We start from the raw sequence: 25130 nt of genomic DNA on the forward strand, positions 1-25130 counted from the left end.
CAATAAAGAAATGTGCTCAAGGCACTATTTCTTGCATCTATTGAGTAGAAGACAACACGACATTCGATTGGTTACTGTTAGATTGAAACACATGCAGAAAATACTGCGATGACTTGATACTGCGCTGTCAAGACAGGCATAGTAGTGCCCTTAACGCTCAACATTGTTGAGCCAGATTATCAACACAGCTATTCATAGCAGTAAACGTACATTCCTTGTCTACATATAAGGAAGTTGGAGATCGAAGCACATGCACTCACACCCTGCTGTAAAGGACTTCATTAGCATTTTGGGGGCTGATAACGTGGCTATTGGAGACAGGCAGACAGAACACTATCGTACGGGTTGGCGTTCAGGTGGCGGCAGCGCACTTGCTGTTATTTTTCCGCAAGACCTTGTTAGCTATTGGCGCTGTTTAGAGGTGTGCGTGGCCAATAACTGCATCATCATTATGCAAGCTGCTAATACGGGACTTACAGAAGGCTCAACACCAAGTGGCAATGACTACGACCGCGATATTATCGTTATCAATACGCTTGCGATGAGCAAACTTATTGTGCTGGACGATGGTAAGCAGATCATTAGCTTACCGGGTACTACACTTCATACATTGGAAACGACCCTAAAACCGTTGAAGCGTGCGCCTCATTCAGTCATTGGGTCATCATGTTTAGGCGCGTCAATTGTGGGTGGTGTAGCTAATAATTCTGGTGGCGCGCTTGTTAAACGAGGGCTTAGCCTATACCGAGCTATCACTTTATGCGTGGGTCAATGAAAAAGGCGAACTGCAGCTAGTTAATCATTTGGGGCTAGAGCTTGGCTCATCGCCAGAGGAAATACTTTCGAACCTTGAGCAAGGCCATTACAGTATTAACGAAGGTAGCTATGATGTTCCTGCATCTGCACGCGATTATGAAACAAAAATTAGAGATGTCGATGCAAACACGCCCAGTCGATTCAACGCTGATGAAACCCGCCTGTTTGAAGCCAGTGGTTGCGCTAGGTAAAATAGCGGTGTTTGCCGTTCGCTTAGATACCTTTGATGTACCAGAAAAAGAATGCAGCTTTTACATTGGCACTAACGACCCCGCCACTCTTACCTATTTACGGCGAGAAATGTTAAGTAAATTCAGCGTTCTACCTGACGTTGGAGAATACATTCACAGAGACGTTTTCGACATTGCAGATGAGTACGGCAAAGATACATTCCTAAGTGTTAAACACTTAGGCACTGACCAGTTGCCAAAAATGTTTGCCATGAAAGGACGAATTGATGCTTACTTAAATAAGTTGAACTTCCTGCCAAAATACCTTTCTGACCGTGCATTGCAGTTAGTGTCTAGACTTCTACCCGACCATATTCCGGCACGCATGCGAGATTACCGCCAGAAATACGAACATCACCTTATTCTGAAGATGGGTGATGAAGGCATTGAACAAGCAAAAACACTGCTTAAAGACTACTTTGACGGTCATGAAGAACGAGGCGGCTACTTTGAATGTACGGCTGAAGAGGCACAAAGCGCTTATCTTCACCGGTTTGCGGCAGCGGGCGCAGCAGTGCGTTATCAAACCGTAAAATCGAAATCTGTGGGTGATATTTTAGCGCTAGATATTGCATTGCGAAGAAACGATCACGACTGGGTGGAAACGCTACCTGATGCTATCAACGACCAAATTGAAAAACGCTTGTACTATGGTCACTTCTTTTGCCATGTATTTCATCAAGACTACATACTGAAAAAAGGTGCAGACCCGGTAAAAGTCAAAAAGCAAATGCTTGAATTACTTGATACTCGAGGCGCCAAATACCCTGCAGAACATAATGTGGGGCATCTATATGAAGCAGAACAAACCCTGCAGCAATTCTACAAGAGGCTTGATCCGACGAACACGTTCAACCCTGGCGTAGGAAAAATGGATAAGCACAAACGCAATTGCGCTTGTTGCACATAGCGTTACTAAGACTTGATATGATAGATGATGGGGCAACACCAGCTTGTAAAACGAGCTTGTGTTGCCCCATTCAGTTTTATCTATTCAATAGTGGGGATGCGTCCTGGCGTCCATGGCGCTCCCGCAGCTTCAAGCTCCCCTTCTAGAGCAGAAACATCGCGCTCAAGAGACTTAAGCTGTTCGGCCACTCTCGTATACTCAGCCTCGGCAATATCCAATGACGCAAGGTGATTACCAGAGACGTTATTTTGACTGCCACTTATGGCGTAGTACAAGCTAGACGTTCTTCCCGATACCGACCATGGTACAGGTTCTTGTCTTGCGCGCACTGTAGCATCGCCATTAAGCAATGTAGTCAATTGCACTAGGCGCGCAGCCAACGCTCTTGCTTGTTGAGCATGCTCTTCTGTTGCCGACGGCGTTAGATCAACGGCTTCGGTTAAATGCGCAATTCGAGATTTAAGCTCATTTTGCGCTTTTGACGCTCCGCGTACCGAGCGGAAAAGGTTGGCAGCTCGCTGCTGAACGGCAAGTAGTCCTGCTCTGTCTGTCGCAATCTCTGGGCTGTTATTAAGTAGTTTCAGTGTGAAAGACTGTGGTTCAGACAAGGTAGTCAGCTTTCCAAACTGACGTTTCTTTAGCGTTACCGTATATTCACCAGGAAGCGCAATTGGCCCCTTAGGCGGAACTGCCCACGGTGGTACATAACCAGATGGTTTATTAAGGTTAACCGGAGCCGAAGATGGATAATGCATATCCCACGCAACACGATGTAAGCCTTTTCCTGCTTTTGCATCCACTCGGCGCACTACGTTGCCATTACTATCTTTAACTTCAAGGAAAACCGTTGGCGCTTCCTCTTGGTCCTCTTTACGCAATGTATCCCATGAAGGGTAAGGGGTATCCCCTCCTTCTTTTTCTATCTTTTTCTCCTCAGCACGTCGTAATGCTTGCATCGACTTATAACCGTCGCGTAAGTAGTAAGAGAAAACAGCACCATATGCTGGGTTATCTGCGCTGTAGAATGCATTGCCATTTGAGCCATTGCGTTCACCGCCGTATTGATATCCCTCAAGGTATAGCCAACTGTCTTTTACCGGAAACAGCGTTGCTTCACTGTCTTTCAGTTCGTTGGTAGGTGTGCGAAGCGGTGTGTAGTCATCAAGAATATAAATTCCACGACCGAATGTCCCTACGACTAAGTCGTTCTCTCTACGCTGAATTTCTAAATCTCGTACAGAAATCGTCGGGAACTTTCCTTTCATTTGAGACCAGCTTTTACCACCGTTTTGGCTTACAAATAAGCCATACTCAGTCCCCACAAATAATAGGTTAGCGTCTACATGATCTTCCGCGATGGTATGTGCTGAGCCCCACTCAGGAAGGTTGTTGCTGATAAGACGCCAGCTTTTACCTTTATTGGTCGTTTTAAGCACGTATGGTTTATAGTCGCCTCGCTTGTGGTTATCAAATACGGCATAGGCTACGTCTTCATCGTGTGACGATGGAATAATATCTTCCACCAGCGACATGTCGGGCACACCTTTAAAACTGTCTTCTGTGCGCCAGTTCTTGCCGCCGTCTTCGCTTACACTGATAAGCCCATCATCGGTACCAACGTACAAAAGCCCTTCTTTAATTGGGCTCTCATTAAGCGCAATGATCGACCCGTACATAGATGTAGATGCATTCTTGGCAATAGTGTCTACGCTCCACACGCGATCCATAACCTTAAGCTTATTGCGATCCAGCTTGCGCGTTAAATCTGGGCTAATAACGCGCCAGTTTTCGCCTCTGTCGTCTGACTGGAACACTTTCTCAGCTGCGTAGAAAATACGCGTAGGGTTGTGTGGGCTTAAAAGCAATGGCGTATTCCAGTTCCATTTGTAGGCATCTTCACCCTGCTTAGGGTGCGGCGTAATTGAAACCCGTTCCCTGGTGCGCTTGTCGTAGCGTGCAAGGCCACCATACTGATATTGCGCGTAAATAATGTTGGGATCATTGGGGTCTATTTGTGGCTTATAGCCATCACCACCAATAACGATGTTCCAATCGGCATTGGTTATACCGTGAATAACATCAGTGCGTGATGGCGCGCACAATGAGTTATTGTCCTGCGTTCCGCCACAAACATTGTAAAAAGGCTCTGCGTTGTCAGGCTGAGCTCGATAAAACTGACCAAGGGGTAAATTGTTTGCCCAGCGCCACTTTTGACCGCGATCCCAACTTTCATAAACTCCGCCGTCGCCTCCAATAAGCAAGTGCTCGGTATTATTGGGGTCAATCCAAAGCGCGTGGTCGTCAACGTGTCGAAATTCATTTGATAATGAATGGAAGGTTTTACCGCCATCTTCAGACACCTTCGTAAAGGTATCTAAAGAATAAACGCGTTCTGGGTTGTGCGGGTCGACAACCAACTCGTTGTAGTACTGCGGGCTACTGGTCATATGGCCTGAACGTTTCTTCCAAGTCTGACCAAAATCGGTAGAGCGATACACGCCCTTTTCTTTGTCATTCGACTCAACAATTGCGTACAACATGTCGGGTGACGACGGTGCCATAGCAATACCAATTCTTCCCATATTATCTTTGGGTAAACCAGAAGTGATGGCGCTCCATGTTTTGCCGCCATCTGTCGTCTTATGAATACCGCTACCAGGGCCACCATTAATCAATGTCCATACATGACGACGACGCTGATAACTGCTTGCAACTATGTTGTCAGGATTATTTGGGTCAACAACAAACTCGTTGATCCCCGTGTATTGGTCGATTTCAAGAATGCGGGTCCAGGTTTCGCCTCCGTCAGTGGTCTTGTAAAGCCCTCTGTCGCCACCGTTGCTCCATAGCGGCCCTTGAGACGCCACAAGAACGTGCTGTTCGTTATCAGGGTTTATCCAAATCTGAGAAATGTGGCCTGAATTTTTAAGCCCCATGTTCTTCCAACTTTTACCACCATCTAATGACTTATACACCCCGTCGCCATAGGCCACCGAACGCTGCGCATTGTTCTCGCCAGAGCCAATCCACAAAATGTTTGAGTTAGAGGGTGCCATTTCAATTACGCCAATCGAATACGCGCCTTCTTTTTCAAACAGCGGCTTCCATGTCGTCATATTGTTAGTGGTTTTCCACAAATTGCCTGACGCCGTGGCGACATAAAACTCATTGGGCGATGATGGGTTTACAGCAAAATCAGAAATTCTGCCCGAGATCATGGCTGGTCCAATATTGCGAAGTTCAATGTTGGCTAGCGGGTTAGTTTCTTCGCTTTTTGTTTTTGCATTTACGCTTGGTGCAAAGATGAGCGCTGCAGCAATACTGCATAAAGCCATATTTTTAGAAAAGGGCTTGGATGTTGGCATTATTGTCATTCCTGATGGTTAGCCTGTCTGTCGTTTAAAAAACACTCTACAGTGATACAACATAACACATAAAAACACATGGCATTTCTAATGCACGAAACAAAATGTCACACTTTTTTTACACTTTAAGATAGTGTAACAATAATGGTGTTCAATATACTGCGTCATCAGACAGTAAATCGTTTATTGAGCTTGCCTGTAATTTTTTTAGCGTTTAGACGACTAATGCTAATAAACCTAAAACCTCAGTATTGAAAATACATTTAAGTTTTACACAAACAAGGAAATAGATATGAAATTTGCAAAAATCCTAATGCTTAAGCACTTTTACTTGGATTTGGTTCAGTGGCGCATGCTACCGATGTAGATGAAATCATCACAACTTACCATGAAAATATTGGTGGTGAAGATGCGCTCAAAGCAATGAAAGGCATCAAGATTGTCGCTGAGGTATCACAAGGTCCAATGAAGTTCCCTTTAGAAATTGTTCAGCAGTCTTCGGGCAAGCAATACACCAAAGCGACCGTGCAGGGACAAGAGATCATGCAAGGCGTGTTTGACGGTGAGACGCTATGGAATACTAACTTCATGACCATGAAAGCAGAAAAAGCTCAGGCAGAAGAAACCGCAAACATGAAGCTAAACATGAACGATTTCCCTGATTCATTGATTGATTACGATGAAAAGGGTTATCAAGCTGAACTTATGGGCACAGAAAGTGTAGATGGCGAAGATGCGTATAAAGTTAAGCTAACTAAAGAGCCAATCACGGTTGAAGGTGAAGAGATTCCATCTGTTGAATACTACTTCTTTGACGCAGAAACAATGATCTTGGTTATGGTAGAAAGTGAAGTAAATTCAGGCCCAATGAAAGGCCAAGTTCAGCAAGTGAAAATGAGCGACTATCAAGAAGTTGAAGGTATTTATTTCCCATTCTCAATGACACAAGGCATCAAAGGACAGCCTGCAGCTTCATCACCGCTTGTTATCAATGAAATTGAGCTAAACCCTACGATTGACGACAGCGTTTTCGCATTCCCAGCTGCACAGTAAACTGTTTTTTATAAGGAGATAAACCCATGAATCAACTCCCAAAACGCTGGGTGTTGGCAGCAGCTATTGCTATGACGACAGCAACCAGTGCACCTGCACTGGCTGCTGACAAAGCAAAAGGCAGCCCAATATTTGGCGACTTACAAGCACGTCACATTGGCCCAGCGCTTATGAGTGGCAGGTTTGGCGACATCGAAGGTCACCCTACGAATAGCCGAGTGCTATACGCTGGCGCAGCAGGCGGCGGTGTATGGAAAACTGAGAATGGTGGTGCCACTTTTCAGCCTATATTTGAAGATTTCCCTCAGTCTATCGGTGCTATCGAGGTGGACCCGAGCGATCCTGACAATACCGTATGGGTTGGTACAGGTGAGATCTGGACGCGCAACAGTGTATCGATTGGTGACGGCCTGTTCCGCACTAATGACGGCGGTAAAAACTGGGAGCTCATGGGTTTTGAAGGCTCTGAAAGAATTAGTAGCGTTATCGTAAACCCGCAAAACAGAAACGAAATTTACGTTGGTGTATTGGGTGGTTTGTGGGGTGACAGTGAGCAGCGCGGCGTCTACAAATCAACAGACGGTGGCAAGACGTGGGAACAGCAGCTTTACGTAGACGAAACGACAGGCTGTGCTGACCTTATCATGGACCCTCAAAACCCTAATGTTCTCTACGCTTCAATGTGGGAATTTAGACGCACCTATTGGTCATTCAACTCTGGGGGTACTAATAGTGCCCTGTACAAGTCAAATGATGGCGGTAAAACATGGGATAAAATCCATCAAGGCTTCCCTGAAGGAAAGCTTGGTCGAATTGCCGTAACCGTTGCACCTTCTGATCCGAACAGACTTTACGCGGTACTTGAAACAGAGAAAGATGAAGAAAAAGGTTTGTACGGCTCAAATGATGCTTAAGCGCAACATGGCAGCACCTTAATAGCGATTTTGGGCTAGTAGTAAGACCTTTCTATTTCTCTCGCATCACGGTAGATCCGAAAAACCCAGACATCCTTGTGAAAGGTGGCCTATTTGGTTCAATCTCAAGAGATGGCGGTAACACCTTCAGAAACATGGGTACCATGCACTCTGATATTCACGACATTTGGTTTGACCCTAACGATTCAGATCAGATGTTTGTCGCCACTGACGGCGGTATTTACCGTACATGGGACGGCGGCACCACGATGGAAATTGTAGAGAACATACCTGTATCTCAGTTCTATCACGTAAGCGTAGATAACGCAGAGCCGTATAATATTTACGGTGGCTTGCAAGACAACGGTAGCTGGTACGGCCCGTCTGCGTCGGCTGGCGGTATCCGAGCAAGCGATTGGAACAGTGTTGGCTTTGGTGACGGTTTCCGCGTTCTAAAGCATGAAACCAAGCCTGTTATCTACTCTGAAATGCAAGGTGCTGAAAACGTATGGCGTTACAACACCAAGCTAAAACAGATTAAAACTATTCAACCATTGCCAATTGAAGGTACACCTAAGTTCAGATTTAACTGGAACGCGCCAATTACGCTAAGCCCTAATGAGCCTGATCGTATTTATATTGGTAGCCAGTTCTTGCACGTGTCAGACGACATGGGTGATACGTGGAAGATTATTTCACCAGATTTGACAACCAACGATCCCGAAAAGCAAAAGCAATCGGAATCTGGCGGTTTGTCGATGGATAACTCTGGTGCAGAAAATCACTCCACTATCTTCACCATTGCTGAGTCTAGCTTTGACGAAGACATCATTTGGGTAGGCACAGACGATGGCAACGTTCAGCTTACTAAAAATGGCGGTAAGTCATGGACCAATGTTATAGACAACGTTCCTAACCTACCGAAAAACACCTGGGTATCGCACATTGAAGCCAGTGTACATGACAAGAAAACGGCGTATGTAACGTTTGAGGGTCACACTTCAGGTGATATGAAGCCTTACGTTTATAAAACGAAAGATTTCGGTAAAACCTGGACAGCCCTTCACAATGATACGATTGAAGGCTTTGCCAGAAACATTCAAGAGGACACCGTAAACCCAGACTTGCTGTTTTTGGGGACTGAATTTGGCTTATTCGTAACCATGAATGGCGGCAAGACTTGGGAACGATTCACCAACAATATGCCTGCAACAGCGGTGCACTACATTACGTTACAAGAGCGCACTAATGATCTTGTAATGGGTACGCACGGTCGCGGTATTATTATCATTGACGACATTTCTCCGCTTCGTGAATTAAACGACGAGGTAATGGCGAAGAAACTTCACTTCTTTGATGAAGGGTCAGCGACCATTATTGACGAAGAGCAAAGCTTTGGGGCTGGTGGTTTTGGCAGCGAGACACAGTTTGTCGGTCGCAACCCTAATAACGATGCGAAAATCGCGTACTACATGAAGAAAAAGCACATCTTTGGAAAAATGAAGATTGAGATCTTCAACGAAGAGGGTGAGCTAGTCAAAGAGTTACCAGCAGGCAAGAAGAAAGGCATTAACTTAGTCACATGGGATTACCATTTACCTGCGCCTAAAATTGCTACCGGTAAGACATTTGCTCGCGGCGGATTCTCGGCACCGACGGCACCAGCAGGTGAGTACAAAGTGGTATTAACCAAAGGCAAAGAGACCTTTGAAAGCACGCTGACGCTTAAAAACGACCCGAACTCAGCCTTGTCTAAGCGCGATCGTCGCAAGCTTCAGAAAACCACAATGAAGCTTTATGACATGACGCAAGACTTAGCTTATCTTGTTTATCAAGTTGACCAATACCTTGAGGCAGCTGCTGGCAGTGAGTCGCAAGAGGTTAAAGAAATTGCGGATAAACTAATGGCACTAAAGGAAACCTTAGTAATCACCACAGGTGACAACTACGTTGGTGCAGCCGAACCACAGCTGCGTGAGAAGATTGCAGATTTATACAGCAAAATTACGCAAAGCTTTGTGGCACCTTCGAAGTCTGAGATGCAAAACCTTGAGCTGCTAGAAGGCATGTTTGATAAAGCCAAACGCACTTACCAAGCAATGGAAAAGTCTGAGATTCCTGCACTAAATACATTGTTGGAAGCACAAAAAAGTAAAGTTGAAATAAAGTCATTTGACGATTTCGTCGCCGAATAAATTTCAGCACTCCTTTATGCTGGCGAGTGATGTCACACTCGCCAGCATTTTTAATCCTTCCTTACTTCACTTAACACTTCTTTAAGCGATCACTTTCTCTTTAACAAACGTAAATCTCATTCTATAACGTGTCGATACAACTGACGCGATGAACACCGTTTTCGATAAATATGAGATTGAATAATATGCCATCATTACCCGAAACAAGAGCAATTGCGTCATTAAAAAATGCGTTTATTGGCGATGCTCTGGCTATGCCCGTTCACTGGTTTTACAATCCTGCAGACATATACCGCGCATTTCCTCTTGGTATTGAGCAGTTCGAGGACGCCCCCGATTTCCATCCTTCTTCCATTATGTCGCTGCACTCAACTCAGCAAGGAGGGAGAGCCGCTAAACAAGGTATGAATCAAAAAGAGATTGTCGGTGATGTTATTCTCAAGGGTAGAAGACAATATTGGAATACGGCGAACCGTCACTACCACCACAATATGAAAGCTGGTGAAAATACGTTGAATGCCCATTGTGCCGAGATTGTCCTGAAATGCGCGTTGAAAGGATATCAGGTGGACGATTTTCTAAAGCAGTATGTTGCCTTCATGTGTGCTGATGTACCTCTACATCCCGATACCTATGCAGAGTCTTATCATCGAGGCTTTTTTGCCAACCTTGAAAAAGGCATGCCTGCCGAAAAATGCGGTGCGGTAACACACGATACGGCTTCAATTGGCGGCTTGGTATCTGTTACCCCTCTTGTGATTGTGCAAGCTGCGCAAGGTTACAGCACTGAGGATATTCAGTCTGTTGCTCGTCGCCATTTACACCTCACCCACCCCGATGAATCTCTCTCCAAAATTTGCGATTTTTACGTTGAATTAATCGTAAGACTTATGCATCGAAACGACGACGATGTACTTGAAATCATTAATGATATAGCAATACGTTCGGCGCGCTTTTCTGTTGCAGCATTAAGCGCTAAAAAAAGAAGCGATATAGAAGTTGTAGGCCGCATGTATTCACCTAGCCTGTTATATCAGCGATGCTTGGCCAAGCGTTTTGTATTTTGCCTATCACTATGCGAGCTCGCCAAAACGTGCCTTGATTGCCAATACCAATGTAGGTGGCGACAACGTGCACCGAGGTTTTGTACTGGCAGCGATACTAGGCTTGATTGAAGGGACTGAGATTAACGAATGGTACACTAAGCTGAAAAATGCAGAACGTCTCACGCAAATCATTGAACGCATCTACTACCCGGTGACAAGCTAGGCTGAAATCAATAATAGCCGTGTCTGCAACAATATTTGTATTTAAAGACGTAATATGACTGAAATATATGCGCGCTAACGTGAGTGGTTAGGTCTAGTTACGATTCACTTGCCAAAGTGCGCTTGTCTCGTCTTAATTCGCTAAGATGTATAGACATATTTCATGAAAAAGCTAAAACGTTACCAATACGAACGATATGCCATTCTTTGCCAACTTGCCTACCCTGATGCTGAAGAGCACTACCATCAAATTCTTGAGCCCTTTCACGAACGCCAATTAGTTGATAAGTATGGCCGCATGAGCGTTAGAATTTTGTGGCTTGATAACAAGAAAGAAGTAATTGTTGTATTTCGAGGCTCACTTGGGCTTAGAGACTGGCTGGCGAACCTTGTTTTTTTGCCGTGGAAAATAAAACAGGTTGATAAAACATTTTACGTTCATTGGGGTTTTAGCAGGCTTTTAGCACAACCTATGTTTTCAAGTACAAAAACCATTGATGAAGCGCTACCTATGCGCGAGTTGTTGGTGAAAGTACTTGAGCCTTTACGCCAAAAAGGAAAGCGGTTTACGTTTATCGGGCACTCGTCGGGCGGTGCTGTTGCAACACTTGTGGCAGATTATTTTGAGCGAATGAATAAGAAAGCCGTGAAGCGCGTCGTCACTTTTGGGCAGCCAGCCATCGGCAGCCGTTCTTGGTTTAAACACTACTTGCTTCACCACAAAACCTATCGAATTTGTTGCGACTTAGACATCATTACATTCATGCCTCCCTTTCCATTCTATTTTTGGCATGTTGGAAAAATGCTGTGGCTTCACGACGACCAAATTTATGAAAACACCCCCACCCATGAACGTTTTTTACGGTCGCTACAAAGCTGGTTACTGCGACCCATCACCTACCATTACATGAGAAAATACATTAGAAACAAATCACTTTTTGACGAACATTAAACACTTGCGTTTAATTTTTAGTCAGCTATGCTGAAATGGAAAGCCATTGTTTTAAGGATGAAAAGTATGAAGAACATGAAGATTTTAAAAAGTACGAAAAGGTGCATCGCTATTGTTTCGTTAATGTTGCTCGCACCCCTATCGTATGCCAGCGAATATGCTTAGGTAAAGCGCAGTGTGTTACGTCAAGCTCATGGGAAGAAATTGGGTTTACTGTTGCGACAGACGGAAAACCTGCTACAGAGTTTTACGCATTGGTAGAAGCATGTGACCAAACCACAGATGAAACACAAGAGACGCTGTTTGTTAAAGGGTACATGGCTGGTATTAAGAACTTCTGTACTTATGACAATGGGTATCAGCTTGGCTTAACTGAAGAGACTTACCCTAACGTATGCCCGTCTTCTATGGCAGATAATTTCATGCACGGCTTCAAAGTGGGTATGAAAAAGCAAGCTAGTAACGAAAGAGCAGGTGCCTATCATTATCAGCACGGTAATATGCATGCTGGTCAGCCTATTCATGCGTCACGTTCAGTACCATTTAGCGCAGGGTCTCGCTAGGTTACACACCTTCGATTATTGTACGAAATCAAAAAACCGGCTTCATTGCTTAGGTTTTTTAATGTTGCTGATAACTTCATAGACTTAAAAATGTTCGCGGTTTTCGTAATAGTCTTGTCCGCGAAGGTCTGAAAACAATACCGTGATATCCGTCATCTCACCTACTACAGGTCGCAACGCGTTATCTATTATTGCAGCGACCTTAGTTTTAGTCTCCTGACCTCGGTCAAACCATAATATCTCGATAAATGGATAGGCCTCTGAGGCACCGCCTTTTGTAATATATGCGCTTTGAATATGCTCTACCGTGAAATGATCATGAGGCGTTTGTGTCACCTTGGCAATTTGAACAACAATCTTTTCAGCAATACCCTCTAAGGTCTTTTGATCAATTCCTCTGGCTCGAATGTGCGGCATGGCGATTCCTTAAAAATAAACTCAATCGGCAACTATAACGCCTTTGTTTTTTGTACTGTTAGGATCTTAAAGCAAACAAAGATAGTGACGATGTATTTTAGTGACGACTTACTGTGCCAGTTAAGTAGCTAAAACTTGGCAAGTAAATTGAAAGGTAAGCAAATATAAGCCGACATTATCAGACAAACAACGAGATTTTGACACATGCGTTTACCAACAAAGCAACTTATCAATAAAATTGAGCACCTTTCAAAAGATCTATCTCCTGCGCAACTTGCGCACTTCCTCGATATTATTGATGCTATGACAGCACTCGTTGAAGAAGCGGGCACTGTTGGGCTAGACAGCAATAGCAAAACTGATACGCATTCTGTCGCACTTCCTTCGGTTGTACATTAACCCAATAGAGACAAAGATATTTTTATGCACTTCACATTGTCATTTTTTGTGCTGAGGTGGTAGCGAAGAATTCATTCGTTTCTTTATTGGCACCAAGGTGTGGAATGCTAGTTCGCAATGTATTCACCTTCTAAGACTTATCTTGTGGAGCTCGAATCGCGTTGTACCTGAGCGTAGTTGCTTCGCTAGCTCAGAAAATGCGGGCAAACTTTGTAACTGTTCCACTCCATCAGGCGCATCCCACTCAACTAAAGTGATTTGCTGGGGTGGCAGTGAGTCTGGGTTGTGAGCACTAATGACTGCGTTATTTATCTGATAAACAAAGCGTCCGCCAACTTCTTCTAGCAAAGGGGGTAAGCTCTGCATGTAACGGTAGTAATCACTAGGGCGTTCAGGATTAGCCCATGCAAAAGCGAGCGTATACGTTTTATCTTTTTTAAATGTTAGCGTAAGTGGTTCATCTAGCTCGTGATCGTATAGTTTAAGCTCTTCCCACGCTTCTCTTCTCAACGATTTGACGTCTTTGAATTGCGCCAACGACTGAAATGCTTTTTGTGCTTTGAGTGACGACCAGTGACTTACCACAAATACATTAGGTGAAAAATCGCCGATTAACGTCTCGTCAACTACCAGCACGCCGTCTTGTTGATAACCGTGAGCAATAGCCGTTTCTGCGTTTTTTTTAAAATACTTATCTCGCAGCGCACGTTTCGCTGGGTCTGTCACCTAGGTGCGATAAGTTGCAAAACAGTTCCCGGATAAAAATGAACCACCCAAGCGCCATCATCCTCCTGCGCCTTTGCCCGCGAAACACTAAGGAGTAGCGTCAATACCAAACAACAAAATAAACCATTTTTAAACATAGACATATGTAAATTCCAATTTCAAAAGACTTCTTTTTTCACGTCCTAACTATCACGTTAATCACGAAACATCTTTACTCTATCAGTCGAAATTTAAACCCTCACGGTTTATTTTTTATTCACCTTGGTGCATTATCGTTCCATGAATGATTGGAATGATTATGCACTGATTTTAGCGCTACATCGCACAGGCACGCTGCGCGGTGCCGCGATATCTTTGGGCACCACACATACCACCGTGGCACGACGTCTTGCCCTAATGCAAAAGCAGCGCAATGCCGAGGTGTTTGAAAAAATACCAGGTGGATATAGAGCAACATCGTATGGCGAGTACTTGGTTGCCACTGCCAAAAAGGTTGAGGATGTGATCCTTGTTTCTGAGCGCTTAAGCAACTCAGACAGCAGCTCGCTATCTGGCCCCATCACCCTTTCGTTGGGCGAGCCAATGTCTCAATTTTTGCTGGTTGAGGAGCTGGGCGAGTTTTCAAAGCGTTATCCAAACATACAACTACGTATAAAAAGCTCAACGGCCTTTGCCGACCTGGACAAAGGTGACGCCGATGTTGTGATAAGAGGTGCCGATACACTGCCAGAGCATTTAATTGGCAGGCGGCTTTGCAAGCTGGGCCTGTGTTTCTATGCACATAAAAACTATTGCAGCGAGGTGCCAGAGTCTGAATGGCGGTGGATAGCCCCCGTTGAAAACGAGCTATGGCCGCACTGGTTGGCGGAGTCCCCTTTTCCGGACGTTCCTATTGGAATACTGTTCGACGATATTATCTCGCGCTATCACGCAATTAACAAAGGGGTCGGCATGGGGCGTGCAGCATGCTTCATGGGGGATACCAATCCAAACCTTGTCAGACTTCCAGGAAGCGAGCCCATTTTAAAATATGATATCTGGGTGTTAACCCACCCAGATTTACATCAACAGCCTAAAGTTAAATTGCTCATGCAGTTTTTGATTGACGCCTTGCTTGATAAAAAAGGCCTAATTGAAGGTTCTTGACGCGATTAACTAATGATCGAGCCGATTTAGAAATTGATTAAGAATTTCGTCTTCATCGTCAAGTAGATGGTCGCGTATAACAATATCTGGTTGAACTCCCTGTTCTGCTTCGCTTCCGCTAACACGCACTATATATCCTTTGGCAATCTTTACTGTGATACCAGTATTTGGTAGCGCGTACTGAAACTGCGAAGCGTACAGCGTTGGGTAGTCACCGGTTTCTTCCCCTACTAGTGTTGCCCACCCGTAATCTTGTATTTGTGCCGCCGTGACACTGGCCTGAGAGTGGGAATGACGATTCACCAATACATAAACATCGCCACTGTAACGCTTGTTTTTGGCAACAGGGGAATATTCATCAAAATCGTAGCTATACCGCTCACCAACTTCGTGCTTAAGTATCGCTTGCCAATATGGGTTATCAAGGTCACGATGCTCCCTTGTATCTTCTTTTAAGCGCTCGCTGGTACGTAGTTGAAATGTCGCATTCCATTTGAAGGGAGCATCTGCAATATACGACACCATATGATCACTGAATGAATCGTTTCCGCCGCCGTTGTATCGCAAATCAATAATGAGCGCTTTACTGCGCTTTGTGTTAATCGTTAAAAAAGCCTCATCAATAAACGCTTTAAACTGCTTTTCGTCGCCTGAAAAATGCCCAGGGTTTAAATAAGCGACGTTGTCGTAAAAAGTAAGTTGTTGCTGTGCTCTAAGCACTTCATCTTTCTTTTCTTCAAACCCTTCAAACACAGAAACGGGACTTAGTGAGTGTGTACTTACAACGCCTTCATTTAATATTTTCACGGTATAGGAATCACTTTCACCAAACGCGTACCAGTAATAACGTGGGAACGATAACACTTCTAACTTGGCCATTTTAAAGTACGCCCTTTCTGCCGAAATCAGCGGCGATATAATGCTGAGTATGTGGTTAATTTCGACATTGTTGATAGAGAGAAGCTGCGCGCCTTTTGCAATACTCACATTGCCTGAATAGTTGGCTCTTATCAGCGCCTTTCCATTTTCAAAAGCCAGGTCCAGGGGAAAAAGCGTCCCTCCCGCTTCTGCATAAGCAAGGTAAGATGAAACTGGAAAGTCGACTTCTGTGTGGCCATTATTAAGAGAAGAAACCAGAGTTTGAAATAATTTGGTCGCCGCTAATGGAGAATAAGGTGTATTCCCTATCTGTGCTTTAAGCGACGAATAGTGGCTTTCTAGTGTATCTTTGGAGACGTACGCATAGGGGTTGTAGTGGGTATCAAGCAACGATTGATACAGCACATCAAAATCGCGTCGAACCAGCTCGTTGCTGATCAGCGATTCACTAGCGTTATCGTTTGTAGAAGGCGTTACCGCCTCCGAGGCCACTGCGCTTTTACCACCCAATGCACAACACAGTAAGGTAATTAAAGGAAAAGCAGAAAGGGCTTTGAGATAAAGATATTTTTTATTCATAATCGTACTCATAACGTTGTAAACACGCAGTGAGACTGAAACCTTATCACTTTCAAGTCATGACAAAAGCTTCCTATTTTCCTGACAAAGTTTCCACTCGGTGTTCAAAAAGATAAAAAAAATAAAAAAGATAAAAACAAATGAAAACAAGCGCTTCAAATTTACTTAGAATTAACCAGTGGGTCATAAATACAGACACAGGTGAACTCAGCGCTGACCAAAAGCATCCTAGCACGCCGTCTGAAAACCTACGAATTGACCCTCTTGGCGTTTCCCTGTTATTGCTATTGGCGCAAAACAAACACCGTTTAGTATCAAAAGATGAGTTGCTGGCAAGCCTGTGGCCAAACGCTGTCGTCAATGAAGATGCATTGGCTCGCTGTGTATCACGAGTGAGAAAACTTTTGGGTGATAACCCGCGAAAGCCAAGTATCATTGAAACGTTACCTAAACGCGGTTATCGGCTTATTGCAAAAACTTGTCGATGGGAAAGTATTGAAAGTGTCACTTCAGAAGATACCGAGTCACCTGTTGATTTAGCTACTGATTCAGCTACAACCACCAACTCTGCTAGCGAATCAACGGCAGGTTCGCCTATACAGCCTCCTCAATCCAACATGATTAAGCGCTATACTCTTGTTGGACTATTGGCGGCTGCTATCGCTATTGGCATTCTTGTTTTCTTCATGCCTTTCCAATCGGCATCAAAGCACAGCCCAAACCAACCAACAGAACATGTTTCTGCGTTGTTGCGCCAAGCCGATGAGTACTATCATCACATCACACGCGCAGACAACGAAATGGCGTTAACGCTGTACCAGCAAGCACTTGCCGCTGCCCCTGACTCGGTTCAGGCAAACGCAGGGATCGCCAATGCCCTTGTGCAGCGTGCTATCCGATTAGTACCGCAAGGTAATACTGCTGATTGGAAAGCCATGAACCTGGAAAAAGCGCTGGTATCTGGCCGTTTAGATAGCGATGACGCCAAACAAATACTTCAACGGGCCTACCAATATTCAAACAACGCAATTGCCATCGCGCCATATAATGCAAAAGCACACAAAGCCCATGGCTTTGTCTTATCAGCGCAAAATCAGTTGGCACGTGCGTTACAACATTATGAAATGGCAATTGAGGCTAACCCTAATGCCTGGGATGTACTTATTAATATGGGTGATGTTCACGAGATTTTAGGGCACACCTCTGACGCAATCAGCTATTTCAAAAAAGCCCTCAATGCAATGAACCTTGAGCAAGTTGGCAATACCAACCATGGCAGACCATGGCGCGCAAACTTAGGCGCAGCTATTGGTGACAAATATGTTGCGCAAAACAATATGAATGAAGCTGAGATATGGTACCGTCACGTACTATCATTTGCTCCTTATGACGGGCCAGCAACACGTGGCCTAGCCTCAGTGCTTTCGCAAACAGGCCGAAACGCAGAAGCTGAACGTATGTGTACTCAGTTCAAAGAAAAGTTGGGTAATTCCGTCTGTATTAGCCCACAATCAAATCTGCAATCAAGCGAAGAACTAGACAAATAGTGAGACGACATTAATGCGATTTTTTATTATGCTAACAGCAGTGCTTTTCTTAAATGGCTGCGCAAATCTACCACAGTGGTCGGTATTTAGTATTTCCGATAGTGAAATAGAGCAAGCCCTAGACGAACAATTAGTTCAATTACAAAAAAAGGCTTACTTGGCTTAACATTCCGCTTTTACTCAGCGTGGACGACTTGTCAGTAGATATCGGTCCTAACGGAAGAGATGTGGTTTCACTTGGCACTAAAGCTACAGCAACAGTCAGTGCGTTTGGGTTTAAATACCCAATGAAAGTCAGTTTGATGATTGAAGGTACGCCTTACTATGACAGTGAAAAAAAGGCGATTTTCGTTCGTTCCCTCTCGCTGCTGGATAGTACAATAGACGCAGGAGGTTACCGAGGTAATATTGCACCAGTTAGCGGTGAAATGATGATGCTAGTCAATGGGTACCTTGCCTCAAACCCAGTTTACGCACTAGACACAAGCAATGACGTTATTGGCCTGTTGTCTTCCGTGCCTTTAAGCCTTGATGTTGAACAAGGACAACTTGTTCTACGCCCAAAGCGCTAAAAATTCAAAGCACTTAGAATTCGAAGAACTTAAAACTCAAAGACCTTGGAATTAATATACCTTGAGCATGTTTTCACAAATATCTTCGTCGATTTGAAAGGTAACTCACTTTATGGCCACTAATTCGCATTCAAAGAAAACGCCCAACGCAGATACCAGTATAGGTACCAGTGTTAAGATAAAAACCATGCATGAGCTGGCACAGCATGTCGACTACTCATTGTTAAACACGCTAGCGGCTGACCCGCAGGCAACTGAAGATGGTAACGATCACAAACCCCGTCAGGTTTTTAGCGGCCATTATGTACCTGTCACCCCAACGCCTATTGCTAACCCGCTTTATGTCGCTCACAGCCAAGCCTTTTTTGATGAACTTGGTTTTGACGAAAGCCTCGCGCTTGAGCATGACTTCAAACGTCTGTTTTCCGGCGATATGTCTAATATTGACAGCAACATACATCCATATGGTTGGGCGACGGGTTACGCCCTGTCTATTTACGGAACGGAATATACACAGCAGTGCCCATTTCAAACAGGCAATGGCTACGGTGATGGACGTGCGCTATCTGTATTAGAGGTAGAACTTAGCGGCAAACGATGGGAAATGCAGCTAAAAGGGGCTGGAAGAACCCCTTATTGTCGCGGCGCAGATGGACGCGCCGTGCTGCGCTCAAGTGTGCGCGAGTTTTTAGCTCAAGAACATATGCATGCGCTTGGTGTACCCACATCCCGTTCGCTTAGCTTGTTTATGTCGCAATCTGAAACAGTAGACAGGCCCTGGTATCTTGAAGGTTCAGACTCTCAAGACCCTGAAGTTATGGTGCCAAATTTGGTTGCGATTTCCACCCGCGTCGCTCCCTCATTCTTGCGCGTTGGCCAAGTTGAGTTATTTGGGCGGCGCGCACGCAGGCATGAGCATCCGAATGCATTAAACGAATTGAAAGCCATTGTTGCGCACCTTATTGAAAGAGAATACAAAGAAGACATCGATACCACCCTGCCCTTTGAAAAGCAGGTAGTCGAACTCGCCATCGCATTTCGAGAGCGACTAACAACTTTAGTTTCACACTGGGTAAGAGTGGGATACTGCCAAGGCAACTTCAACAGCGACAACTGTGCAGGTGGTGGATATACACTCGACTACGGCCCTTTTGGCTTTTGTGAAATGTTCGACCCCGTCTATCAACCGTGGACAGGGGGTGGTCGTCACTTCTCGTTTTTGAATCAGCCTATTGCCGCACATAAGAACTTTGAAATGTTGTGTAGTGCTTTGGCTGTCCTACTTGAAGGCGCCGAGGATGAAGCCAACGCCCTGTCACTTGTCGCGGACGAATTCCCTGAGGTGATGGAAAGCAAAATGCAAGGGATGTGGGCTGCTAAACTTGGGCTTAGTCAATACGATCACACGTTACTTATTGAGCTGTTACAGCTCATGGTGCGCACAGGCGTTGACTACACCATATTCTTTAGAGAACTATCATCACTTCCTAAAGATGTTAGCGCCCTATCGCCAAGCTTCTACAACGCGCCGAAAGAGTTGTTGTTATCGCAGTGGAAAGCATGGCTAGGTGCGTGGCAAAACCAGATTGAAAACAGCGGTGACAAGGTAAGTATCGCGGCGCAAATGCGGCGTACCAACCCCAAATACACTTGGCGAGAATGGCTTGTCGTGCCTGCATACAAGCGCGCCGAAACCGGCGACTTTATGCGCGTTCATTACCTGCAAGACATACTAAGTAAACCCTATGAAGAACAAACGCAGGCAATAGAGCAGGAGTTCTACAAGCGACGCCCACTTGAGTTTTTCGGCGCTGGCGGTGTATCGCATTACAGCTGCTCTTCATAACTGCTTACTTAAACTGATGAGGAAATCGTGAACATTAAAACTGTTTAAACATACAGTGTTTTGATTTATCCTGTAATCCTTCATTACTCGGATAAGTCGTTATGCTATTAACATCAGAATTAAACGCCCAGCAGCAAGAAGCGGTTACCTTTGGTCTTAGTTCGAGTAAACCTTCTCACCATCACCCGCTTCTTATCATTGCTGGCGCGGGCACAGGCAAAACCAATACACTTGCACACAAAACAGCGCAACTCATATTAAAGGGGGTTGCGCCAGAGCGTATTTTGTTGATGACCTTTGCGCGTCGCGCCGCATCTGAGCTTAGCTCTCGGGCCAATCGCATTGTCGAGAGAACCTTACGAGAAAAACAAGCAGCCTATCACCCCGTAACACTACCTTGGATGGGCACCTTTCACTCCATTGCTTCACGGCTATTAAGAGAGCACGCCTCATCTATTGGTCTTCAGGCCGATTTTACGGTCATGGATAGAAACGACAGTGCAGACATGCTCGATCTTATTCGTCATGAGCTCGGGTTTAGTAGCGTAAACCGCCGTTTTCCTAAGAAAAAAACATGCTTAGAAATCTACTCTCGCTGTGTCAACGCACAAGCTAGCCTTGCCGACATTCTTGAGAGCCACTTCCCCTATTGCGCTGAGTGGGAAGACGAGCTAACCACACTGTTTTCCCAATACGCCAAGACTAAAATTGAACAAGTCAGTTTGGATTATGACGACCTACTGCTGTATTGCTTTCACATGGCTCAGGTCGAGGCAATAGCTACTGAGGTACGCAAGCAGTTTGACTATATCTTGGTAGATGAATACCAAGATACAAACGTTCTTCAAGCAGGCATATTAAAAGGCTTTTTCCCGACTGGCGAAGGGCTTACTGTAGTAGGCGACGACGCTCAGTCAATTTACTCATTTCGTTCAGCAACCGTAGATAATATCCTGAACTTCCCCACGGCGTTTTCGTTACCTGGCAAAGTAATATCACTTCAGCAAAACTACCGCTCTCACCCGCAAATCTTGGCGCTTTCAAATGCCTTGTTAGATGAGAGTAGTGAAGGCTATAAAGTTGAGTTGTATAGCGCACGTAAAGCTGGCTCTAAGCCTAAATGGGTTACCGTTGAAAACGACGTTAAACAAGCTGAATTTATCGTAGAGCGCATATTGGCAGCCCGCGAAGAAGGCATTGAATTGAAACAGCAAGCGGTACTGTTTCGCTCTAGCTATCACAGCGATCGCCTTGAGCTTGAACTTACGCGGCGTAACATTCCCTTTGTAAAGCACGGTGGACTTAAGTTTTTAGAAGCTGCACATGTAAAAGATGTACTTTGCATACTGCGCTGGGCAGACAACCCGAAACATAAAATTTCTGCATTTCGCGTGCTCAAATTACTACCTGGTATTGGACCCAAGATTGCCGATAAAGTGTTTAGTTACCTTGAATCACAAAATTTTTTGCTGTCTTCGCTGCACGCTTGTGCCATACCTGAGTCTGCGAAATCGACGTTTAAGGCTTTAGCGTCCTTGCTTGATGATATTCACAGCAACAAGCTAGTGTGGGCAGAACAAACCAGCGCAATAGCAACGTTTTACAAAGAATTGCTGGAAGTAAACTACGACGATCATTTTGTCCGCTATGGCGACATAGAACAGCTATCAATGATTTCTCAGCAATTCACCTCTCGAGAGCGCTTTTTAACAGAGCTTACGTTGGACCCTCCGCAAAGCTCCGGCGACCTGGCTGGTGCGCCGCTTATTGACGACGATTACCTTATTCTGTCTACCGTGCATAGCGCTAAGGGGCAAGAATGGAAAAATGTATTTGTGCTCAATGTGGCCGATGGCAACTTTCCCAATGAATATGCCGCTTACTTTATGTGGCAATTACTCGGGCAAAAGATGAGTTAAGCCTTATTCAACCTTTAAAGTATTGGGTACCGGAGCAGCAAAAATTTGGCGATAAGCATGTATACGGTGCAAAAAGCCGCTTCTTCACCGACAGCGTATGCGCCCATATGGAGCCAGTATTTTATCCAAAACGCACCGCTTCTGAAGGCGAGAAGAAAATAGCCAAAGGCGCTATTGCCGACATAAAGAAAAACATTCTAGGAATGTGGGACAATCAAGGCTGAACTAGGGTACATTTATTTTTAAACATTGAAACGCTGTATTGCCTGACAGAGAAAAATAATGAGCTACCTACACTACCACGTCGAAAATGGCATTGCCCATGTTGAGCTAAATCGCCCTGACAAACATAATGCCTTAAACGAAGGCATGTTTACCGCCATTGCAGATTGCATCAGTCGCATCAAAAAAGATAAAACCGTTCGTGTAGTTATTGTGTCAGGCAACGGAGCCAGCTTTTGTAGCGGCTTAGATGTTAAATCGGTTATGGGAAACCCTAAGAGCGCGCTAAAGCTGATGTGGAAGTGGCTTCCTGGCAACCCCAATTTGGCCCAACAAGTCAGTGTTGGCTGGCGACGCTTACCGGTTCCCGTCATTATGGCAATACACGGAAAATGTTGGGGTGGCGGTATGCAAATAGCGTTAGGCGGTGACTATAGAATTGCCACACCAGACAGCTCGTTGTCGGTGCTAGAAGCCAAATGGGGGCTGATACCCGACATGGGGGGCACATTAGGCATGCGAGAGTGTATGGGTATTGACCACGCTAAACGTGTTGCCATTACCGCAGAAGAACTTACGCCTGAAGAAGCACTGTCTATTGGGCTTATTTCGAAAATTTCAGACTCTCCCAAAGAGGAAGCGCAACAGTTAGCGCTTCAACTTATGGCACGCTCACCTGATGTGAATAGGCGTGTAAAACGTATGTATCAGCAAGTATGGGGAACCAATGAACGACAAATTCTGGCCAAAGAAACCATAAACCAAATCAAAATTTTTATGGGCAAAAACCAAAAAATTGCCGTTAAGCGTTCGCTGGGTAACAGCGAAATAAATTACAAGCTTTAGTTAACCTGATATCCGCATAAGGAATAGCCGGGTTAGACTCGTGCTCGGCTTTTTGTTGTTAAACCTTTATGCGATGAGACCAGCCATTGACATTAAAGAAAGATATGTTTCTTACCTTTATCTATTTGTATGTTTGCAGGCTATATTTTCAATTTCGGTTTTATCTCTGAAACTCACTAAATTCACTTTCCTATCGACACTTGCATCAAACCAGTTTTGCCAATGTTTAACCAAAATGGGCTCTTGGTAATAGATCGTTATCTCATCGTTATCACTCCACGCTAGTGCCAAAGATGCGTGGGCTTCTGACAAAAAAACCTGATCCTCATACCTAGCGCCTTCACCTTTGGTATTCTTTATAATGATCTGAGACGAACTCCCTCCCACAGCACCACCGAAACGCTCAACAATCATTTTGGCGTCATACTTTTGGCTTGGTGATTTACAAGAAAAAATAACTTCAGTCTTTACTTCTACACAACCAATCAATAAGCAAAGAGAAGCAAATACCAGTAAGGTTTTTATTAAATTCATAGCCTTTCTTAAACCATTAACATAGCGAAAATACTACCTTTACGTTCAAGCAATAGTGTAATGCTCTGATATAGGTTCAGGTTAGTTAGGTGTAAATATTCGCATAAGGGCGCTTGTTTGGTTACCACCTGCTTGAAGCGCACCGCCAATGACGTAAATACCTTGGTCTACGGTTAATGCTCCTAACCCATGTCTGGGGTTGGGCATTTCGCTAGTCGCTTGCCACTTATCTTGAGCTATATCGTATTCCCACACCGTTGAATACACGCCACCGCCATTATTAAAATATTCCCCACCAAATACATAGATCCGATGGTTCAACGAGGCGCATGCCAAACCGCCTTGGGCATCTGGTAGTGGGGAACGGGTTTCCCATTTTTGCGTAGCAAAATTGAACACTTCGTGCGTGTTCAAGTTACCGCCTGCTACGGTTCTGCCGCCAATGGTGTGAAGCGAGTTGTTAACAACAACACTGCATGCGCTGTTTCGGGCAGTCGGTATAGCTGGGCCATGAGTAAAAGATAGGGTGTCCGGGTCGAAAATTAGGTGGGAGCTTACATCATGTTGATCATTCCACTGACTGTTAATTTCCATCGATTCAGGCGTTCTGCCACTGACTAAATGCACCTTGTTGTTGTAAACCCCTGAAAGCGTTTCTGCCAGTGGTGCGGGAAGCATAGCAACCTTTTTCCACTCACCAGTAACTTGGCTTTTAATGTTATCGATACCAAAGTTTACAAGCTCAAGAACATCAACACTGTTATGCCACATGCCTTTGCTATCCTTGGTGAAGCCGCCAAACGCAAACAGTCTCTTATTAACGGTGACTAGCATAGGGTGATGTCGAGGCTCAGGCAACGCTAACCCCTCAAGCCATTGTGAACGCGCAATATCAAACACTACTACCCGTGAAGATACACCAATTTTGTTTTGGTCTACATCAGGTGACAGTCCACCAGCAACAACAATAAAATCATCAACAATTGCTGGATAAATCTCCTGAACCTTGTAAGGCAACGAGGGGGCGTCTTGCCACATATTCTGCTGCGACCCGCCTTTATTACTGTTAGTTGTCAAAAGGCCATCGGCATTTGCCACAGAAGTAAAAGTGAACCCTGTGAAAAGAGCCAACAATAGTTGGCGTCTAGTGAATTGAAGAATCTGGCGAGTTAGCTTGGCAATCATTGTTGGGAATCTACATGCAAAATACAGTATCGATACGCTAGCAGGGC

General features: G+C 44.8%; 20 protein-coding genes and 2 pseudogenes. 16 read left to right on the forward strand and 6 right to left on the reverse strand.

Features of this window, described 5'->3' with window-relative positions; genetic code table 11:
• The first annotated feature begins 250 nt into the window (after positions 1 to 250).
• A pseudogene (gene dld / locus V6N89_RS17300) lies at positions 251 to 1956 on the forward strand (D-lactate dehydrogenase).
• 80 nt (positions 1957 to 2036) lie between these two features.
• On the opposite strand, the gene V6N89_RS17305 reads toward dld, so the two are convergent.
• Positions 2037 to 5321, reverse strand: coding sequence for a VPS10 domain-containing protein (locus tag V6N89_RS17305; protein WP_346993021.1), 3285 nt, complete (start codon positions 5319 to 5321; stop codon positions 2037 to 2039).
• A gap of 345 nt (positions 5322 to 5666) precedes the next feature.
• Here V6N89_RS17305 and V6N89_RS17310 point away from each other — a divergent pair, with 345 nt between their 5' ends.
• The 7 genes and pseudogenes from V6N89_RS17310 (at position 5667) to V6N89_RS17340 (ending at position 12266) form a co-directional block, all read left to right on the forward strand.
• On the forward strand, positions 5667 to 6374 hold the full coding sequence (locus V6N89_RS17310) for an outer membrane lipoprotein-sorting protein (protein ID WP_338518659.1): 708 nt from the start codon (positions 5667 to 5669) through the stop codon (positions 6372 to 6374).
• Positions 6375 to 6400: 26 nt separating this feature from the next.
• Positions 6401 to 7288 (forward strand): VPS10 domain-containing protein, encoded by an 888-nt coding sequence (locus V6N89_RS17315; RefSeq protein ID WP_346993022.1) that lies wholly within the window; start codon positions 6401 to 6403, stop codon positions 7286 to 7288.
• A gap of 98 nt (positions 7289 to 7386) precedes the next feature.
• Positions 7387 to 9483, forward strand: coding sequence for a WD40/YVTN/BNR-like repeat-containing protein (locus V6N89_RS17320; protein ID WP_346993023.1), 2097 nt, complete (start codon positions 7387 to 7389; stop codon positions 9481 to 9483).
• A gap of 254 nt (positions 9484 to 9737) precedes the next feature.
• Positions 9738 to 10334: pseudogene (locus V6N89_RS17325) on the forward strand (ADP-ribosylglycohydrolase family protein); the annotation flags it as partial.
• 205 nt (positions 10335 to 10539) lie between these two features.
• The gene (locus V6N89_RS17330; protein WP_338518663.1) at positions 10540 to 10752 is read left to right on the forward strand and encodes an ADP-ribosylglycohydrolase family protein; all 213 of its coding nucleotides are present in this window, start codon (positions 10540 to 10542) and stop codon (positions 10750 to 10752) included.
• Positions 10753 to 10914: 162 nt separating this feature from the next.
• Positions 10915 to 11703 (forward strand): lipase family protein, encoded by a 789-nt coding sequence (locus V6N89_RS17335; protein WP_338518664.1) that lies wholly within the window; start codon positions 10915 to 10917, stop codon positions 11701 to 11703.
• A 35-nt stretch (positions 11704 to 11738) separates the two neighbouring features.
• On the forward strand, positions 11739 to 12266 hold the full coding sequence (locus tag V6N89_RS17340; protein ID WP_338518665.1) for a DUF2799 domain-containing protein: 528 nt from the start codon (positions 11739 to 11741) through the stop codon (positions 12264 to 12266).
• Positions 12267 to 12350: 84 nt separating this feature from the next.
• Here the strand turns inward: V6N89_RS17340 and V6N89_RS17345 are convergent, their stop codons facing one another.
• Positions 12351 to 12683: a DUF1904 family protein gene (locus V6N89_RS17345; RefSeq protein ID WP_338518666.1), complete on the reverse strand. Its 333-nt coding sequence runs from the start codon at positions 12681 to 12683 to the stop codon at positions 12351 to 12353.
• 204 nt (positions 12684 to 12887) lie between these two features.
• On the opposite strand from V6N89_RS17345, the gene V6N89_RS17350 reads away from it, so the two are divergent.
• Entirely contained in the window at positions 12888 to 13082 is a 195-nt protein-coding gene (locus V6N89_RS17350) for a hypothetical protein (protein ID WP_338518667.1), read from the forward strand.
• Positions 13083 to 13205: 123 nt separating this feature from the next.
• On the opposite strand, the gene V6N89_RS17355 is transcribed toward V6N89_RS17350, so the two are convergent.
• A complete protein-coding gene (locus tag V6N89_RS17355) occupies positions 13206 to 13808 on the reverse strand; it encodes a hypothetical protein (RefSeq protein ID WP_338518668.1) in 603 nt (200 codons plus the stop codon).
• A gap of 279 nt (positions 13809 to 14087) precedes the next feature.
• Between V6N89_RS17355 and V6N89_RS17360 the strand changes: the two genes are divergently transcribed.
• Entirely contained in the window at positions 14088 to 14954 is an 867-nt protein-coding gene (locus tag V6N89_RS17360) for a LysR family transcriptional regulator (protein WP_338518669.1), read from the forward strand.
• Positions 14955 to 14963: 9 nt separating this feature from the next.
• Here V6N89_RS17360 and V6N89_RS17365 read toward each other — a convergent pair whose 3' ends face one another.
• On the reverse strand, positions 14964 to 16412 hold the full coding sequence (locus V6N89_RS17365) for a S41 family peptidase (RefSeq protein WP_346993024.1): 1449 nt from the start codon (positions 16410 to 16412) through the stop codon (positions 14964 to 14966).
• A gap of 140 nt (positions 16413 to 16552) precedes the next feature.
• Here V6N89_RS17365 and V6N89_RS17370 point away from each other — a divergent pair, with 140 nt between their 5' ends.
• The 6 genes from V6N89_RS17370 to V6N89_RS17395 all read left to right on the forward strand — a co-directional run bounded on the left by V6N89_RS17370 (position 16553) and on the right by V6N89_RS17395 (position 23364).
• Positions 16553 to 17959, forward strand: coding sequence for a winged helix-turn-helix domain-containing protein (locus V6N89_RS17370; protein ID WP_338518672.1), 1407 nt, complete (start codon positions 16553 to 16555; stop codon positions 17957 to 17959).
• A gap of 194 nt (positions 17960 to 18153) precedes the next feature.
• Positions 18154 to 18531: a DUF1439 domain-containing protein gene (locus V6N89_RS17375; RefSeq protein WP_338518673.1), complete on the forward strand. Its 378-nt coding sequence runs from the start codon at positions 18154 to 18156 to the stop codon at positions 18529 to 18531.
• A 112-nt stretch (positions 18532 to 18643) separates the two neighbouring features.
• Positions 18644 to 20377, forward strand: a complete 1734-nt coding sequence (locus tag V6N89_RS17380; protein ID WP_346993025.1) for a protein adenylyltransferase SelO family protein — start codon at positions 18644 to 18646, stop codon at positions 20375 to 20377.
• A gap of 101 nt (positions 20378 to 20478) precedes the next feature.
• Positions 20479 to 22296, forward strand: coding sequence for an ATP-dependent helicase (locus V6N89_RS17385; protein ID WP_346993026.1), 1818 nt, complete (start codon positions 20479 to 20481; stop codon positions 22294 to 22296).
• Entirely contained in the window at positions 22266 to 22520 is a 255-nt protein-coding gene (locus V6N89_RS17390) for a hypothetical protein (RefSeq protein ID WP_338518677.1), read from the forward strand. Before V6N89_RS17385 ends, V6N89_RS17390 begins: the two co-directional genes overlap by 31 nt.
• A 58-nt stretch (positions 22521 to 22578) precedes the next feature.
• Positions 22579 to 23364, forward strand: coding sequence for a crotonase/enoyl-CoA hydratase family protein (locus V6N89_RS17395; RefSeq protein WP_346993027.1), 786 nt, complete (start codon positions 22579 to 22581; stop codon positions 23362 to 23364).
• A 117-nt stretch (positions 23365 to 23481) separates the two neighbouring features.
• Here V6N89_RS17395 and V6N89_RS17400 read toward each other — a convergent pair whose 3' ends face one another.
• Positions 23482 to 23898, reverse strand: coding sequence for a hypothetical protein (locus V6N89_RS17400; RefSeq protein WP_338518679.1), 417 nt, complete (start codon positions 23896 to 23898; stop codon positions 23482 to 23484).
• Between the two features lie 81 nt (positions 23899 to 23979).
• Positions 23980 to 25083, reverse strand: coding sequence for a Kelch repeat-containing protein (locus V6N89_RS17405; protein WP_338518680.1), 1104 nt, complete (start codon positions 25081 to 25083; stop codon positions 23980 to 23982).
• Between the last annotated feature and the right edge of the window lie 47 nt (positions 25084 to 25130).

The sequence above is a fragment of the Alteromonas gracilis genome (genome assembly GCF_036870955.2).
GTDB classification, from domain to species: Bacteria; Pseudomonadota; Gammaproteobacteria; order Enterobacterales; family Alteromonadaceae; genus Alteromonas; species Alteromonas gracilis_A.

Bases quoted from the DNA above. Each gene is read 5' to 3' on its own strand.
- V6N89_RS17305 (WP_346993021.1), bottom strand. From the start codon at position 5,321: ATGCCAACATCCAAGCCCTTTTCTAAAAATATGGCTTTATGCAGTATT.
- V6N89_RS17315 (WP_346993022.1), top strand. From the start codon at position 6,401: ATGAATCAACTCCCAAAACGCTGGGTGTTGGCAGCAGCTATTGCTATG.
- V6N89_RS17335 (WP_338518664.1), top strand. From the start codon at position 10,915: ATGAAAAAGCTAAAACGTTACCAATACGAACGATATGCCATTCTTTGC.
- V6N89_RS17340 (WP_338518665.1), top strand. From the start codon at position 11,739: ATGGAAAGCCATTGTTTTAAGGATGAAAAGTATGAAGAACATGAAGAT.
- V6N89_RS17345 (WP_338518666.1), bottom strand. From the start codon at position 12,683: ATGCCGCACATTCGAGCCAGAGGAATTGATCAAAAGACCTTAGAGGGT.
- V6N89_RS17350 (WP_338518667.1), top strand. From the start codon at position 12,888: ATGCGTTTACCAACAAAGCAACTTATCAATAAAATTGAGCACCTTTCA.
- V6N89_RS17360 (WP_338518669.1), top strand. From the start codon at position 14,088: ATGAATGATTGGAATGATTATGCACTGATTTTAGCGCTACATCGCACA.
- V6N89_RS17365 (WP_346993024.1), bottom strand. From the start codon at position 16,412: ATGAATAAAAAATATCTTTATCTCAAAGCCCTTTCTGCTTTTCCTTTA.
- V6N89_RS17370 (WP_338518672.1), top strand. From the start codon at position 16,553: ATGAAAACAAGCGCTTCAAATTTACTTAGAATTAACCAGTGGGTCATA.
- V6N89_RS17380 (WP_346993025.1), top strand. From the start codon at position 18,644: ATGGCCACTAATTCGCATTCAAAGAAAACGCCCAACGCAGATACCAGT.
- V6N89_RS17385 (WP_346993026.1), top strand. From the start codon at position 20,479: ATGCTATTAACATCAGAATTAAACGCCCAGCAGCAAGAAGCGGTTACC.
- V6N89_RS17395 (WP_346993027.1), top strand. From the start codon at position 22,579: ATGAGCTACCTACACTACCACGTCGAAAATGGCATTGCCCATGTTGAG.
- V6N89_RS17400 (WP_338518679.1), bottom strand. From the start codon at position 23,898: ATGAATTTAATAAAAACCTTACTGGTATTTGCTTCTCTTTGCTTATTG.
- V6N89_RS17405 (WP_338518680.1), bottom strand. From the start codon at position 25,083: ATGATTGCCAAGCTAACTCGCCAGATTCTTCAATTCACTAGACGCCAA.